This is a genomic window from Moraxella sp. K127 (assembly GCF_015223095.1).
In the GTDB taxonomy this organism is placed as follows: domain Bacteria; phylum Pseudomonadota; class Gammaproteobacteria; order Pseudomonadales; family Moraxellaceae; genus Moraxella.
Genome location: NZ_JADFBZ010000018.1, coordinates 1 through 13,163, shown reverse-complemented (window position 1 = coordinate 13,163; position 13,163 = coordinate 1). Strand labels below are relative to the sequence as shown.

At 44.1% G+C, this 13,163-nt stretch carries 16 protein-coding genes and 1 pseudogene; 12 read left to right on the top strand and 5 right to left on the bottom strand.

Features of this window, described 5'->3' with window-relative positions:
* The first annotated feature begins 20 nt into the window (after nt 1–20).
* The gene (locus IM753_RS05510; RefSeq protein ID WP_194092497.1) at nt 21–902 is read left to right on the top strand and encodes a DUF2272 domain-containing protein; all 882 of its coding nucleotides are present in this window, start codon (nt 21–23) and stop codon (nt 900–902) included.
* Between the two features lie 65 nt (nt 903–967).
* On the opposite strand, the gene IM753_RS05505 is transcribed toward IM753_RS05510, so the two are convergent.
* Together IM753_RS05505 and IM753_RS05500 are read right to left on the bottom strand one after the other, a co-directional pair.
* On the bottom strand, nt 968–1,144 hold the full coding sequence (locus tag IM753_RS05505; RefSeq protein WP_156065017.1) for a hypothetical protein: 177 nt from the start codon (nt 1,142–1,144) through the stop codon (nt 968–970).
* Nucleotides 1,145–1,152: 8 nt separating this feature from the next.
* Entirely contained in the window at nt 1,153–1,431 is a 279-nt protein-coding gene (locus tag IM753_RS05500) for an addiction module antidote protein (RefSeq protein ID WP_065255417.1), read from the bottom strand.
* 250 nt (nt 1,432–1,681) lie between these two features.
* Here IM753_RS05500 and pheA point away from each other — a divergent pair, with 250 nt between their 5' ends.
* Together pheA and IM753_RS05490 are read left to right on the top strand one after the other, a co-directional pair.
* On the top strand, nt 1,682–2,794 hold the full coding sequence (pheA, locus tag IM753_RS05495) for a prephenate dehydratase (protein WP_194108844.1): 1,113 nt from the start codon (nt 1,682–1,684) through the stop codon (nt 2,792–2,794).
* Between the two features lie 170 nt (nt 2,795–2,964).
* Nucleotides 2,965–3,888: a prephenate dehydrogenase/arogenate dehydrogenase family protein gene (locus tag IM753_RS05490; RefSeq protein ID WP_194108843.1), complete on the top strand. Its 924-nt coding sequence runs from the start codon at nt 2,965–2,967 to the stop codon at nt 3,886–3,888.
* Nucleotides 3,889–4,262: 374 nt separating this feature from the next.
* Here the strand turns inward: IM753_RS05490 and IM753_RS05485 are convergent, their stop codons facing one another.
* Nucleotides 4,263–5,072, bottom strand: coding sequence for a hypothetical protein (locus IM753_RS05485; RefSeq protein ID WP_156065016.1), 810 nt, complete (start codon nt 5,070–5,072; stop codon nt 4,263–4,265).
* Between the two features lie 129 nt (nt 5,073–5,201).
* Between IM753_RS05485 and IM753_RS05480 the strand changes: the two genes are divergently transcribed.
* The 7 genes and pseudogenes from IM753_RS05480 (at nt 5,202) to IM753_RS05450 (ending at nt 9,397) form a co-directional block, all read left to right on the top strand.
* Entirely contained in the window at nt 5,202–5,570 is a 369-nt protein-coding gene (locus tag IM753_RS05480; protein ID WP_065255530.1) for a helix-turn-helix domain-containing protein, read from the top strand.
* Nucleotides 5,571–5,650: 80 nt separating this feature from the next.
* Nucleotides 5,651–6,961: pseudogene (aroA, locus tag IM753_RS05475) on the top strand (3-phosphoshikimate 1-carboxyvinyltransferase); the annotation flags it as partial.
* A 3-nt stretch (nt 6,962–6,964) separates the two neighbouring features.
* Complete coding sequence (locus tag IM753_RS05470; RefSeq protein ID WP_065255412.1) at nt 6,965–7,231, top strand: hypothetical protein; 267 nt, start codon at nt 6,965–6,967, stop codon at nt 7,229–7,231.
* Nucleotides 7,228–7,620 (top strand): type II toxin-antitoxin system VapC family toxin, encoded by a 393-nt coding sequence (locus tag IM753_RS05465; protein WP_194092494.1) that lies wholly within the window; start codon nt 7,228–7,230, stop codon nt 7,618–7,620. Before IM753_RS05470 ends, IM753_RS05465 begins: the two co-directional genes overlap by 4 nt.
* Nucleotides 7,621–7,626: 6 nt before the next feature.
* The gene (gene rarD / locus IM753_RS05460; protein ID WP_194092493.1) at nt 7,627–8,517 is read left to right on the top strand and encodes an EamA family transporter RarD; all 891 of its coding nucleotides are present in this window, start codon (nt 7,627–7,629) and stop codon (nt 8,515–8,517) included.
* 105 nt (nt 8,518–8,622) lie between these two features.
* Entirely contained in the window at nt 8,623–8,982 is a 360-nt protein-coding gene (gene folB / locus IM753_RS05455) for a dihydroneopterin aldolase (RefSeq protein ID WP_194092492.1), read from the top strand.
* Nucleotides 8,983–8,995: 13 nt separating this feature from the next.
* Nucleotides 8,996–9,397 (top strand): 2-amino-4-hydroxy-6-hydroxymethyldihydropteridine diphosphokinase, encoded by a 402-nt coding sequence (locus IM753_RS05450; RefSeq protein ID WP_065255409.1) that lies wholly within the window; start codon nt 8,996–8,998, stop codon nt 9,395–9,397.
* A gap of 25 nt (nt 9,398–9,422) precedes the next feature.
* Here the strand turns inward: IM753_RS05450 and IM753_RS05445 are convergent, their stop codons facing one another.
* Both IM753_RS05445 and IM753_RS05440 read right to left on the bottom strand, forming a co-directional pair.
* Nucleotides 9,423–10,718, bottom strand: coding sequence for a DUF2868 domain-containing protein (locus IM753_RS05445; RefSeq protein WP_194108841.1), 1,296 nt, complete (start codon nt 10,716–10,718; stop codon nt 9,423–9,425).
* A 16-nt stretch (nt 10,719–10,734) separates the two neighbouring features.
* Nucleotides 10,735–11,565 carry an RnfABCDGE type electron transport complex subunit B gene (locus IM753_RS05440; protein ID WP_065255529.1) on the bottom strand — a complete coding sequence of 277 codons (831 nt, stop codon included), beginning with the start codon at nt 11,563–11,565 and terminating at the stop codon, nt 10,735–10,737.
* Between the two features lie 164 nt (nt 11,566–11,729).
* Between IM753_RS05440 and argC the strand changes: the two genes are divergently transcribed.
* Both argC and IM753_RS05430 read left to right on the top strand, forming a co-directional pair.
* Nucleotides 11,730–12,812, top strand: a complete 1,083-nt coding sequence (gene argC, locus IM753_RS05435) for an N-acetyl-gamma-glutamyl-phosphate reductase (protein ID WP_065255407.1) — start codon at nt 11,730–11,732, stop codon at nt 12,810–12,812.
* Between the two features lie 105 nt (nt 12,813–12,917).
* Nucleotides 12,918–13,130, top strand: coding sequence for a heavy-metal-associated domain-containing protein (locus IM753_RS05430; RefSeq protein WP_062498173.1), 213 nt, complete (start codon nt 12,918–12,920; stop codon nt 13,128–13,130).
* The last annotated feature ends 33 nt before the right edge of the window (nt 13,131–13,163 follow it).

The following is a 13,163-nucleotide window of genomic DNA, read 5'->3' as shown; positions in this document are numbered from 1 at the left end:
CTTTTAAAAAATGAAATCCCATGCCAAAACTTCTACCCCTACTCTGTACCGCCTTAGCCCTATCTGCTTGTGTAAGTACGCACGCCCCACAGGGTAATCCGCAAGGTCATTTGTGGCAATCGCCCACGCCCACATTCGCCTCACACACCCCAAAAGCCGAACGTATCGCCCACATCGCCCTGCGTGAACACAAGGCATGGGGCGAGCCGTTTATCACCACAAACGGACAAATCGCCAAATACAGCCATTATGAGTCAGAAAACGCACGCCTGACGGACGGCTCACGAGCGTGGGAGCGTGTGGTGGCGTATTGGCGTGATAGTGGGGCGTTGGCACGGCTTGATAGGGCGTTGCCTTATGAGCGTTGCGACAAGGCGGACAGGGGCGAGAACGCCAGTACCAACATTTGCCGAGCCTTTGCCAGCGACGTGGCATGGTCGGCAGGCTTTGTGTCGTATGTGATGAGACAGGCGGGTGTGGATTTTTATGTGTCGCCACGCCATTTTGATTATATCGCCACATCTTGGCAGGGCGTGGGCGATTATCGCACGGCAGACCCTTTGGCAAACCCCCTAAAACAGGGCGATATGCTGTGCTATGTGCGAAGTTATGGGCGTGAGCTGATTGGCAGTTATCAGGATTTGGACGAATATTTGGCGGAGGGAGGGCGTGGCTTGCCTGCTCATTGTGATATTGTGGTCAAGACCGATAAGGAAAATCAAGAAATGTGGCTTATCGGCGGTAATGTGCTGCATACCGTCATGTTACGCAAAATGCCAATGGATAATGACGGCAAAGTGATATTGCCAGCCCCAAGCGAGACAGAATGCAATCCCAATCATGAAACAGCGTGTAATTTTAATCGGCAAAATTGGGTGGTGGCGTTGGTGTTACAGGAGTAAATCAAATAACCATTTTAAAATTTGGACGTGTAGGGGTAAATGACATTCGCCCAACCGTATCATTTTTAAATTTCTTTGGGTGTATTATCCGTATTATCTTTAATCGGTTTACTTAATGCCAATAAAGCGGTTAATTCATCATTGGGTTTTCTGTCATTTTCTAATAATGCTATAAGGTTTTTGCTATCAGCTTTACCTATTTGCCATATCAATTTTTGGGGTGCACATTTATTATTTGTCATCGTTTAAATTAAGCATAAGCAAAGTTGGATTGGATTTTTAAAGCGTGTATGATTTTATGCACAGTCGCCCATGTTGGTTGTGTTTGCCCTTTCACGGTTTTGTATAGGCTTTCACGATTTAGCCCTGTTAATTTGGCAACTTCTGCAACGCCTTTTTTCTCTATCAAATGCGATAAGGCGGTAACAAATAATTGTGGGTCATCATCATTAAAGCAATCACTTAAATAATCCAAAATCTCATCATCACTTTCAAAATAATCAAATGCGTTAAATTTACTGGTTTTCATCATTGGTCTGTGCAAAATACTTGGGTGAATTGGTAGGGCGAACACAACGCCCAATCGCAATATTATAACACAAGGCAAATGTCATTTGTTCTTACAAATCCATTTAAAACTATCATAAACTAACACCATAAACACCCATTTCCCCAACCAATCCCTACAAAATCGCCCCCAAACCCCAAAAAACATTTGCCCAAACCCCCAATATTCATGTATCATTAACCTATTTTTAGCACACAAAAAAAGGGCAGACATGAGCAAACAAACCCCCAAAACCAACCTAGATACCAACCAAATTACCGATTTGCGTGGCAAGATTGACAGTATTGATGAACAAATTCAACGACTTATCAACGAGCGAGCAGGCATCGCCCAACAGGTCGCCATTGCCAAAAAGAACCATGAAGACCACCCCATTTTTTATCGCCCCGAACGTGAAGCCCAAGTGCTAAAAGCGGTCATGGCTCGTAACACAGGCTCCCTATCGGGCGAGAAAATGGCACGCCTGTTTCGGGAGATTATGTCGGTGTGTTTGGAGCTAGAAGCCCCGCAAAAGGTCGCTTTTTTGGGGCCTGTTGGCACATTTACCCACGCCGCTGCCCTAAAACATTTTGGCAAGGCAGCGACAACTGTACCGCTTGCCACGATTACCGATGTGTTTCGTGAAGTGGAGGCAGGCTCTGCCATGTATGGCGTAGTGCCTGTGGAGAACTCGTCCGAGGGCGTGGTCAATCATACGTTGGACGCATTTTTGGGGTCAAGCCTGAAAATCATCGGCGAGGTGGAGTTGCCCATTCATCACAACTTTTTGGTGGCAGAACACACCAAAGTGGACAGCCTAAGTCGCATTTATTCGCACCAGCAGTCGCTAGCCCAGTGCCGTCATTGGCTTGATGTCAATTTCCCCAACGTGGAGCGTGTGGCGGTGTCAAGCAATGGCGAGGCGGCAAAACGCCTACAAAACGAATGGCATTCGGCAGCCATTGCAGGCGATGTGGCGGTAGCAGAATACGGCTTGCACAAATTGTACGAAAATATTGAGGACAACCCCAACAACACCACTCGTTTTCTTATCATCGGGCATGAAGCGGTCGCCCCAAGCGGTCAAGACAAAACGTCCATAGTTGTGTCAAGTCCAGACCGTGCAGGGGCGTTGATTGAGCTACTAGAACCCCTAAAAAAACACGGCGTATCCATGACGAGCATTGAGACCCGCCCCGAGCGTCCGAACAAATGGGCGTACGTGTTCTTTATTGACATGACAGGGCATATCGCTGACGACAACGTCAAAAATGCCATTGATGACATTGCCAAAATCGCCAAAGACGTGCGAGTATTGGGGTCATATCCTAAGGCGGTTTTGTAAAATCATGATGATAAAATTACCCTGTTTTAGGGTGATTTTCATATAATAAAAATTGTCGGTTGAGTTTCAAAAGTCTGCATAAGATTTGTTTTAACTTAACCTAATAAATACCCATAATCATTTTTTAATCAAAATGACAATGGGGTAAAAAGTAGATGATTGATAAATTTATGCAAAAAAACGCCCCATTCAACAAAACCGCCATTATCGGACTTGGGCTTATCGGTGCAAGCCTTGCAACCGCCATGCTTGACAAAAAGCTCACCCATGAGATTGTGGCGTGCGATGACAATGCCGACACCCTAAAAACCGCCCAAGAGATTGGGCTTATCTCGCACGGCTCGTCCATGCTCACGGACGTGCTACAAGGGTGCGATTTGGTGGTGATTTGTGTGCCTGTACAAGCGGTGTTGCCGATTTTTCGTACGCTCGCCCACGCCAAAAAAAGCGGACTTTTGGCGGACGACTGTATCGTAAGCGACGTGTGTAGCACCAAAATGAACGTCATCACCGCTTGCAACACCGCCCAAGATGAGACGGGCATTGACCTAAATTTTGTCCCTGCTCACCCCATTGCAGGGGCGGAGCGGTCTGGGGTACTCTCTCGTAAGGCGGATTTGTTTGTCAATCACGCCCTTATCATCTGCCCCAATCAAGCGGACGATATTTATACCAATAAAATCATAGACTTATGGCAAAATATCGGAGCGGTCGTCAGTCTCATGACCCCACAAAAGCACGATGAAATCCTAAGCCTAACCAGTCATTTGCCCCATTTATTGTCTTATGCTTTGACTTATCAGCTTGCCAAAGATGATGAGAATTTAAATATTTTTCGCTATGCGGCGGGCGGATTTCGGGATTTTAGCCGTATTTCGGCAAGCAGTCCGATTATGTGGCATGACATTTTTTTGGCAAATAAACAAGCGGTATTAAAAGGGCTGGATAATTATCAAACCATTTTAAATCAATTAAAATCCGCCATTGAAAATGACAATTCCGATGATTTATTAAAAACTTTTGAAATTGCCAAAAATGCTCGGGAATATTTTGGGCGGTTGTTGATAGAGAAAGAGAAGTTAAAAAATTTGTAAAGTTGTGCGTAAGGTGCGTATTACGCACCAAATATAAAAAATGGTGCGTAACAAACAAAACAAAATTATTTTTTAAACTTATTTTTTACATAATTTGCACCAATACTGGCAAAAATAAATATCACAATAAGTTTGATGATTGCCATAATGTCCATAAATATACTCACTTTTTTCTTGAATTAAATATAGAATTTCCGATATACAGTAAAAAGCAATATAATAAAAATGCTCCAAAAATCTCTACCATTCCAGACGAAATCATTCCACGACTGAGCATTTGTACTGCGTTTGGGTTTAAAATAATTGCTAATACTAAGGATGTGATGGTATCCAAATTGGAAATTTTTTACGATTGTTTGACATTGATAAAATCCTTATTGATATGGGGAATAAAATTTACGCCCGTCAGATGAAATTTTTAGAGCAAATTCAGAAATAAATCTTGTTCTTTCATCAATCTTAATATCATAATTAGTGCTTTCGCCATTTTTTCTTAATTCTTGATAATAATCGTGTTTGTTTTGAGCGGTAAATCTGGTTTCATTATAAAAACTATCATAAATTTGAGCAAAATTATGATTATCGCTAGGATTTTTATGAAAATGCATTGTAGAATTTTCATTAGATGCAATATGCTCATAATTTTCTAAGGCAAATTCTATAAACTTTTCATAAAGTTCATAATTTTCTTTGATAATAACATTGGAATTATGCAAAAATAAAGCAGGATTGGACACAATTTGATTGGAGTATGTTTTAACCAAAGGTATGTATATCGTTTGCCTTTCTTGAAAACCTTTTTTGACATAATTTAGGTTTTGAGCGGTATTTGGAAGTTTTGATAATTTTAGGATAAATTGACCCCATTTTTCAACAATTTCATCAACGGTTGGTTGTATTTTGCTTGTATCATCTTGAAATCTAAGTCGCATATAAAATATAAAGATAACCAAAACAAAATAAGCACTTTCCAATGCAATAATATCTTGCCAAGCGGATTTAAGTTCTCCGTAAGGAAACTGACCGATAATGTTTTTGTGATTTTCTTGCATAATGTTAATTGCATTTGCGGTATCTTGGTTGTTGGTATGCGAAATGCCTACATTATTAGAAATACCCCTAAATGTACCAATAACAGCAAAGGCAAAAAACGCAAATAGCCCCAACATTACAATAATTTCCACAAAAAACTCCCAAAAAATTTTGAATTTCTAATATCATATGTTACAATAATTTATTTTATTTTTAAACCAACCTGCACTTATCATTTGCTAACTGCGAGTGGTCTTTTTTTGAAAAATATGGGTATTTTTATGATTGATACTGACACCATTCGTGAGCTACGAGAGCAAAACAACTGGACGCAAGAGCAAATGGCGGACAAATTAGGCATTACTAGGAATGGTTACGCCAAGATAGAAAGGGGTGAGAGTATGCCGAATTTGGAGCGGTTAAACGACATAGCAACTTTATTTGGTGTGCAAGTTACTGAATTATTGGACAATAAAAACTTTATTTGCCAAATCAGTGAAAATTATAGTAATAATTATTATAATAGCGACCAAAGTTTGGTTTCTGAAATTGAGAAACTAAAATTAGCCCTTTCTTATAAAGATGAATTACTTATCCAAAAAGATAAAGAAATTGAACTATTAAGAAGACTTTTGGATAAAACTGAATGATTTAAACGGTGCGTAATACGCACCTTACCTACAAAACTTTCTTTTTACCTTAGGAATGAGCAATGAAATACCAAATCACCCCAAGCAACACCTTTACTGGCACACATTCGGTCGCCCCTGACAAATCCATTTCGCACCGCTCTATCATGTTCGGTAGTCTTGCCAAAGGCACAACCCATGTGAGCAATTTTTTGGAAGGCGAAGACGCATTATCTACCTTGCAAGCCTTTGCCGATATGGGCGTTGAGATTCACCGAGACGGCGACAAAGTTACCATTCATGGCGTGGGAATGCACGGCTTGACCGCCCCACAAAAAGAGCTTGACATGGGCAACTCTGGCACGAGTATGCGACTGTTATCAGGGATTTTGTCCGCCCAAAAATTTGACAGCACCATGATAGGGGACGCCAGCCTATCCAAACGCCCCATGGAGCGAGTGGCAAAGCCCCTGCGTGAAATGGGGGCGGTCGTGGCAACCACAGGCGAGCGTGGCACACCGCCAATCACAATCACGGGCAATCAGACCCTAAATGCCATCACTTATGATATGCCTATGGCGTCCGCTCAGGTCAAATCCTGCCTGCTTTTGGCAGGGCTATGGGCAAATGGCGAGACGGTCGTAACCGAGCCTGAGATTACCCGAGACCACACCGAGCGAATGCTCACCGCTTTTGGTTATGATGTCGCTGTCAAAAAGCTGGACAAGGGCAATGAGATTCGTGTCAAGGGCGGTGGCGAGCTTGTGGCGTGTGATATTGAAGTGCCTGCGGACATTTCAAGTTCGGCGTTTTTTATGGTGGCGGCAGCGATTGCGGGGCATGGCGATGTGGTACTGCCCAAGGTGGGGATTAACCCAACTCGCACGGGCGTGATTGACATTCTAAAACTTATGGGGGCGGACATTCGCCTGACCAATGAGGCGGTGGTGGGCGGTGAGCCTGTGGCGGACATTTGCGTCAAGGCAAGCGAGCTACACGGCATTGAGATATCGCTACACCTTGTACCGCTTGCTATTGATGAATTTCCGGTGCTGTTTGTGGCAAGTGCGTGTGCCACGGGCAAGACAATTTTGCGTGGGGCGGAAGAGCTTAGAGTCAAAGAATCTGACCGCATTCAAGTCATGGCGGACGGTCTTGCCACGCTTGGCATTGACTGCACGGTGTTAGATGACGGCATTGAGATTGTCGGTAAGGGCGGGGCACAATTTGTGTTTGGTGGGGGCGAGATTGACTCTCATCATGACCATAGAATTGCGATGAGCTTTACGGTGGCAAGCCTGCGTGCGTCTGATACAATCGTCATCAATGGCACAGAGACGGTCAATACCAGCTTTCCAAAATTTGCCGAATTGGTCAATAAGGCAGGGTTGAATGTGGAAGTGGTGGAGTAAGCCATGTTAAGCATTGATTTGGGTTCTACTAGCGGTCAATTTATTGATTGGCAAGCGGTGCAAAACGCCTTATTAAAGGGCGAGACCATATCGGTTAAGCAATCAGGCAAGGAAATTGGGCAGTTTTTGCCCAATATCGCCAAGCCCATGCCCAAAAAACGTCAATTGGGATTTATGATTGGCGAAGGGGTTGTGCCTGATGATATTCATTGGGGCGATGATGAGATTATGGCAATGTTTGAAGAAAGTTTTGATGAGAATATTGAATGAATTATTTATTAGATACTCATATTGTCATTTGGCTTGCCAAAGAACCGCATAAATTATCCAATAAAGTCAAAAATATATTGGAAAATACCGAAAATATCATTTATTTTAGCACGGTTAATTTATGGGAAATTGCCTTAAAAACCAATTTGAAAAAAGACGGTTTTAAATTTGATACTGTAAAATTATATCAAAGATTGCTTGAAAATGGGTTTTTGGAATTGGGTATTGACCACAAATACACCAAAATTTTGGAGAATTTACCAATCATTCATAAAGACCCTTTTGATAGAATGCTAATTGCTCAATCAATGATTGATGATTTGTGCTTGATTACCAATGATGACAAAATCATTCAATATCAAGGCTTAAAATTTTTAACAAATGATTGATAAAAAATGAGCAATAAACCAACCATAACCACCACCCCAAAAGGGCTAATGACGGCTCTTTTGGCGTTTTTGATGTGGGGTAATTTTCCCTTTTATTTTAAGCTGTTGGACGGTTATCATGCCGTTGAAGTCATCGTTCATCGGGTGGTGTGGACGTTTGTGGTGTTAAGCCTTGTCATCATCATTGGCAAACGGACGGCTTGGCTTACCCAAATTCGCCAAAACCCCAAATGGCTTGGCTTGACTTTTGTATCAGCTCTCTTGATTGGCACAAATTGGCTGACCTATGTGTGGGCGGTGGCAAATGATAGGGTGCTTGAAGCAAGCCTTGGCTATTTTATCAATCCCCTAATGGGCGTGGGGCTGTCGCTTGTCATCTTTAAAGAACGCCTGAGACTTTTGCAAAAAATCGCCGTCGCCCTTGCCGTGCTTGCCGTTGGCATTCAGGTGGTGCTGTTTGGTGGTGTGCCGTGGGTGAGTTTGATTTTGGCGTTGTCCTTTGCCTTTTATGGGGTATTGCAACGCCAAACGCCTTTTAATGCCATTGACGGCTTATTTATTGAGACGGCTTTATTATTGCCTTTGTGCTTGATGTGGCTTGTCAGTGCCGATGTGGCAAGTTCAACTTTGGCATTTTGGGTATCTTATGATATTTGGCTACTTGCTTTGGCAGGTCCAATCACACTCATTCCGCTTTTATTATACAACCAATCAACCAAACTTGTGAGTTTTAATACCTTATCCTTTTTGGGTTATTTAACGCCAAGTATTGTCTTTATGATTGCGGTGTTTTATTATCATGAACCGATTGATTTAAAACGCCTAATGATATTTGGGTTAATTTGGCTTGGGCTTATCATGTTTAGTGTGGATATGGTGAAACATAGAAAACATTGATTTGATATAATTTGGAATTGTAGGGGCGAATTGCAATTCGCCCTATGTTAATAGTTAATATTTGTAAATATAATTTCCCTACCCATTTTATAAATGAGACAAATAATGAACGACATTGTTTTTATTCAAGGTTTAAAGATTAACACCCTTATCGGTGTCTATGATTGGGAGCGAGCTATTAAGCAATCACTGGTGATAGATTGTGAAATGGTGTGCGACATGACCAAAGCAAGCCAAACTGATGACGTGGCACATGCCATAAATTATAAAACGGTGTGCGAAGACATAGAACGGCTATGCCATGAAATACAGGCGAAGTTATTAGAGAAACTTGCCGAAGAGATTTGCACATACTTGCTTGCCCATTATCCTTGCCAAACCATAACGCTCACCATTCATAAGCCCAACGCCATAAAACAAGCCGACAGCGTGGGCGTAAAAATCATTCGTCATAAATCTGCATAAATCGTAAATAAAAATGATACACCAATATATCATCGCCTTAGGCAGTAATCATGATAGCGAGATGAGTTTTAAAATCGCTCTTGATGAATTAAAGTCATGGGGTGATGTGGATTTGTCATCTGTGATTATTGGTAAAGATTTTACAGGCAAAACAGAGCTTATCTATCATAATGCCGTGATGATGATAAAGTTATACAAGCCGATGAATTATGATGAGTTTAATGATGTGTTAAAAAACATAGAAATACAATGCGGACGAGAGCATGATAATAGTTTTAAAAAAGTGCCTATGGATTTGGATGTTTTGGCGTATTATGAAAATGATAAATGGTTTATTATTAAAAAAAGATTACCCTTTAAAAATCATGAAAAAACGGGACTGATTGAAATTGCCCCGTTTTTATTAACTGATTAATTAATTTACAAATAAAACCAATTTATCAATTTATCTGTTCAACATTTCGCTCATTTAATGCGTCTCGCCATTCATTGACATAACCGCCACTGTGTAAGAATTTGACGATTACCCCATAATCGCTATTTTGGCGAATCAAATCCACTTTCCTAAGTACGCCCCTATCAGGCAGGATACGGCAGTCCACGCCGAGCAGGATTTGGGCGTGTAAGGTGCTGGCGATTTGGGTGAGATACAGCACGTCTTCTTTGGTGTCAACCGCCCCTAAGTTTTTGACATCATCACTCAGTCCGTGCCATAGCTCATCATCGCTTGCCCATTCTAAGGTTGCCACGACTTTTTTGTGAGTGCTAAGGGTGGTTTTGGTGGGTGTTGGCGTGCGTGGGGCAAAATCGTCTTTATCAACAATGGTTTGGTTAAAGGTGCGAAGTAGGTTTTCGTAATAATACAAATTGGGGTCAATGGCAAAACGCTCACGGGCATTAAAATGGCACAGTAGATACGCACACAGGCGGGGTATCATGCCATAGACCACAACGGACAACATCATGAGCGTGGCAAGGCGAGCAGGGGGAACATCGCCCCGAGACAGGCTGATTTGGCTGGGTAGCTCAAAACCAAACAGGCTCGGTACAAAGCCCAAGCCCTTTAAAATCATGGCAAAATGGCTTTGGGATAACAGCGTGGACTCCCACATAAAGGCATAGCTTTTGAACAAAAACAGCATGAGCAGGGCAAGCACACTGCCTGCCAAGCCACAGAGCCACGCCTTGTGAATGACTTTGCCGATTTGCCATGCGGTGTTTTTTTGAAATTCTTCTTGGTAGATATCAAAGGCTTCGCTTTCTATGGCGGATTTGGGGCGAAGTCGGTCTAGCACGCCATAAATGCTAGAATAGCGGTTGGAGTTATTGAGTCCCACAAACCACAAAATAAGCGTAACCGTATGCCAGCCGAGCAGTCCAAGCAGTACATAGAAAAAATTAACCACGTGCGTGCTAAGTAGCCCAAGCACCCCCACAAACCCGACCACGAACGAGATACCTGCATAGAGCCTGCCGACACCCTTCACCAAAAAATCGCCTTTGTGTAGGGCGGTTTGTAAGTCGCCTTGACTGTCCATGAGCGTGGCACGATAGATGAGCTTATCGGTGGGCGTGCCGTCTGATGAGCGGGCAAGGTCGGTGGCGACTTTGGGGTCGGTGGCAAAGATAAAACCTGACTTCTCTAAGCGTCTGACTAGGTCAAGCTGTTTGTGCGTGGCAGGGTCTATCTCATGGGCATTATCCAGATTTTCTAGGCGGATATTTTCTAATGACATGGCGTGGCTCGTGGGGTTATTGCTCTAATTCTCGCAATTTCTGCGTTAAATTGTCAAGCTCATCTTGCATGGCAGGGCTGTTTTTTACGCTTAGCTGTTTGGTGAGTTTTTTGATTTGGGTGCGGATTTTGGCAAGTTCAATGGCGTTTTTGGCGGTGTCTTTGTCCATGGGTGTGCCACTTGGCTCGCTCATGACGTTTGCCATGACCGACTCAACCGAGCTAACCACAGGCTTGGTGCCGTCTGTAATACTTTGGGCGACACGGTCAAGATGGCGATGATAGCGAGTGCGTAGATGTGCCTGCTCGTCTGCTCGCTCGCTGGGCGTGATGGTGCGTGGGTGTACTTCTAGGCGAATGCAGTCCACAGGGCAGGGCGGTAGACACAGCTCGCACCCTGTGCATAGGTCGGTGATGATGGTGTGCATGTGCTTGGCGGTGCCGATGATGGCGTCCACAGGGCAGGCAGGGATACATTTGGTACAGCCGATACAGTCGTTCTCATCGATGACGGCTCGCACTTCGGTGGGGCGGTCGGTGGCAGGGTCGGTTCCCCATTTGCTGGCGGTGGCAAGCAGGGCGGGGCGTGGGTCGCCATGCTCGGCAAGCACCATGCCGATGGCGTCCGTTACCGCTTGACCGCCTGGCACGCATAAGTTGTGGGACTCGCCACGCACCGCCACGCCATAGGCATAGGGCAGACAGCCGTCTGGGTGTCCACACAGACCGCACTGGGTCTGGGGCAAAAGTTCGTCTATCTGCTGGACGATGATTTTTTGGGTGGGGGTCAGGCGGTCAAGGGCTAGGGTGTTAAATAAAATTGGTAGGCAGGCTAAGCGGTCATTCATGGCGACAGGCTGTGAATAAAAGGGGGTATTATAGCAAGTTTTGGCAGGTTGTGCGACCATTGTGGGATGGCGTGTGGCAGGGATGATGTTAGATGGCGGATTTTATTTGCCAAAATGGGTAAAATTTTTTATAATCCAAACACGCTTTTTATTTAGGAAAACCCATGTCAAAAATTAACGTTGCCATCATCGGCGGTACAGGCTATACAGGCGTTGAGCTGATACGCCTATTGTCTCGCCACCCCCATGTTATTATCAGTCATCTAACGTCCCGCAGTGAAAAGGGGCGAGCGGTGAGCGAGATTTTCCCCAGTTTGCTTGGTGTGTGCGATGTCGTGTACAGCGACATGACGGACGATATCATGGACGAGATTGGTAAGGCGTGCGATGTTGTGTTTTTTGCCACGCCACACGGGGTTGCCATGAGCCACACGCCAAAGCTCATTGCACAAGGGGTGAAGGTCATTGATTTGGGGGCGGATTTTCGTTTGCAGGATTTGGGCGAGTTTGGCAAATGGTATGGTTTGGAACATACTTGCCCTGACGTGTTGGCGGAAGCGGTATATGGTTTGCCCGAGATTCACCGTGAAAAAATCAAATCGGCTAAGGTCATCGCCAACCCCGGTTGTTACCCCACCACCGCCATTTTGGGCTTAAAGCCTGTGATAGACACCCAAAACAGTGCCGATAACCCCTTGATTTTACCAAACATCATCATCGATGCCAAATCAGGCGTATCAGGGGCAGGGCGTAATGCCAAGATGAACCTGCTGTTTAGCGAGTTATCTGACAATTTCTCCGCCTATGGCGTGGCAGGTCATCGCCATACCCCTGAGATAAGTCAAGGCGTGCATACGTTTTTGGGGTCTAAATTTGCCCAAAAAGTGCGGTTTGTCCCCCACCTTGTACCGATGATTCGGGGGATGTTTAGCACCATTCATCTGACCCTAAGCGATGACGGCAAAGCGTTAAACTGGCAAGAGATTTTTGAAAAAGTGTATCAAAACGAGCCGTTTGTGGATGTGCTTGCCAAAGGAGTATTCCCCGATACTCGTTCGGTGCGAGCGTCTAACCGCCTAAAAATCGCCGTTCATCAAGATGATGATACCTTGACCGTGCTAGTCGTCCAAGATAACCTTGTCAAGGGGGCGAGCGGTCAAGCGGTGCAAAACATGAATATCCTGTGCGGATTTGATGAGATGTGTGGGTTGGGTGTGGAGTTTGGTGGTTGTGCGGTGGTGCCTTGAAAAATATCCACAAACCCCAACATAAACCACATCACTTTTATTTGTCATTTTGGTCATTTTCACTTACCAAATCATTTATCAAATCACTTACCAAAGGAGCGTATTATGGCAGTTGAAACCCTAACCCTAAAAGTCTTTGGCATGACCTGTGATGGTTGTGTGCAAAGCGTGCATAACGCCATCAACGACATTGCAGGCGTGCAAAACGTGGAAGTCAATCTCCCCTTAGAGCAGGCTGTCATTGAGTATGACGACACGCAAGTGGATAAGATTGAGCTGATTCGTGCGGTAGAAGACGCAGGATTTAGCACGACCTAAGAAGTATAGGCATAATAAAAAGGCTAATCCAAT

What these genes read in the sequence shown, in the direction of transcription:
- IM753_RS05510 (WP_194092497.1), top strand. Translation starts at nt 21, where the DNA reads ATGCCAAAACTTCTACCCCTACTCTGTACCGCCTTAGCCCTATCTGCT.
- IM753_RS05505 (WP_156065017.1), bottom strand. Translation starts at nt 1,144, where the DNA reads ATGACAAATAATAAATGTGCACCCCAAAAATTGATATGGCAAATAGGT.
- IM753_RS05500 (WP_065255417.1), bottom strand. Translation starts at nt 1,431, where the DNA reads ATGAAAACCAGTAAATTTAACGCATTTGATTATTTTGAAAGTGATGAT.
- pheA (WP_194108844.1), top strand. Translation starts at nt 1,682, where the DNA reads ATGAGCAAACAAACCCCCAAAACCAACCTAGATACCAACCAAATTACC.
- IM753_RS05490 (WP_194108843.1), top strand. Translation starts at nt 2,965, where the DNA reads ATGCAAAAAAACGCCCCATTCAACAAAACCGCCATTATCGGACTTGGG.
- IM753_RS05480 (WP_065255530.1), top strand. Translation starts at nt 5,202, where the DNA reads ATGATTGATACTGACACCATTCGTGAGCTACGAGAGCAAAACAACTGG.
- IM753_RS05470 (WP_065255412.1), top strand. Translation starts at nt 6,965, where the DNA reads ATGTTAAGCATTGATTTGGGTTCTACTAGCGGTCAATTTATTGATTGG.
- IM753_RS05465 (WP_194092494.1), top strand. Translation starts at nt 7,228, where the DNA reads ATGAATTATTTATTAGATACTCATATTGTCATTTGGCTTGCCAAAGAA.
- rarD (WP_194092493.1), top strand. Translation starts at nt 7,627, where the DNA reads ATGAGCAATAAACCAACCATAACCACCACCCCAAAAGGGCTAATGACG.
- folB (WP_194092492.1), top strand. Translation starts at nt 8,623, where the DNA reads ATGAACGACATTGTTTTTATTCAAGGTTTAAAGATTAACACCCTTATC.
- IM753_RS05450 (WP_065255409.1), top strand. Translation starts at nt 8,996, where the DNA reads ATGATACACCAATATATCATCGCCTTAGGCAGTAATCATGATAGCGAG.
- IM753_RS05445 (WP_194108841.1), bottom strand. Translation starts at nt 10,718, where the DNA reads ATGTCATTAGAAAATATCCGCCTAGAAAATCTGGATAATGCCCATGAG.
- IM753_RS05440 (WP_065255529.1), bottom strand. Translation starts at nt 11,565, where the DNA reads ATGAATGACCGCTTAGCCTGCCTACCAATTTTATTTAACACCCTAGCC.
- argC (WP_065255407.1), top strand. Translation starts at nt 11,730, where the DNA reads ATGTCAAAAATTAACGTTGCCATCATCGGCGGTACAGGCTATACAGGC.
- IM753_RS05430 (WP_062498173.1), top strand. Translation starts at nt 12,918, where the DNA reads ATGGCAGTTGAAACCCTAACCCTAAAAGTCTTTGGCATGACCTGTGAT.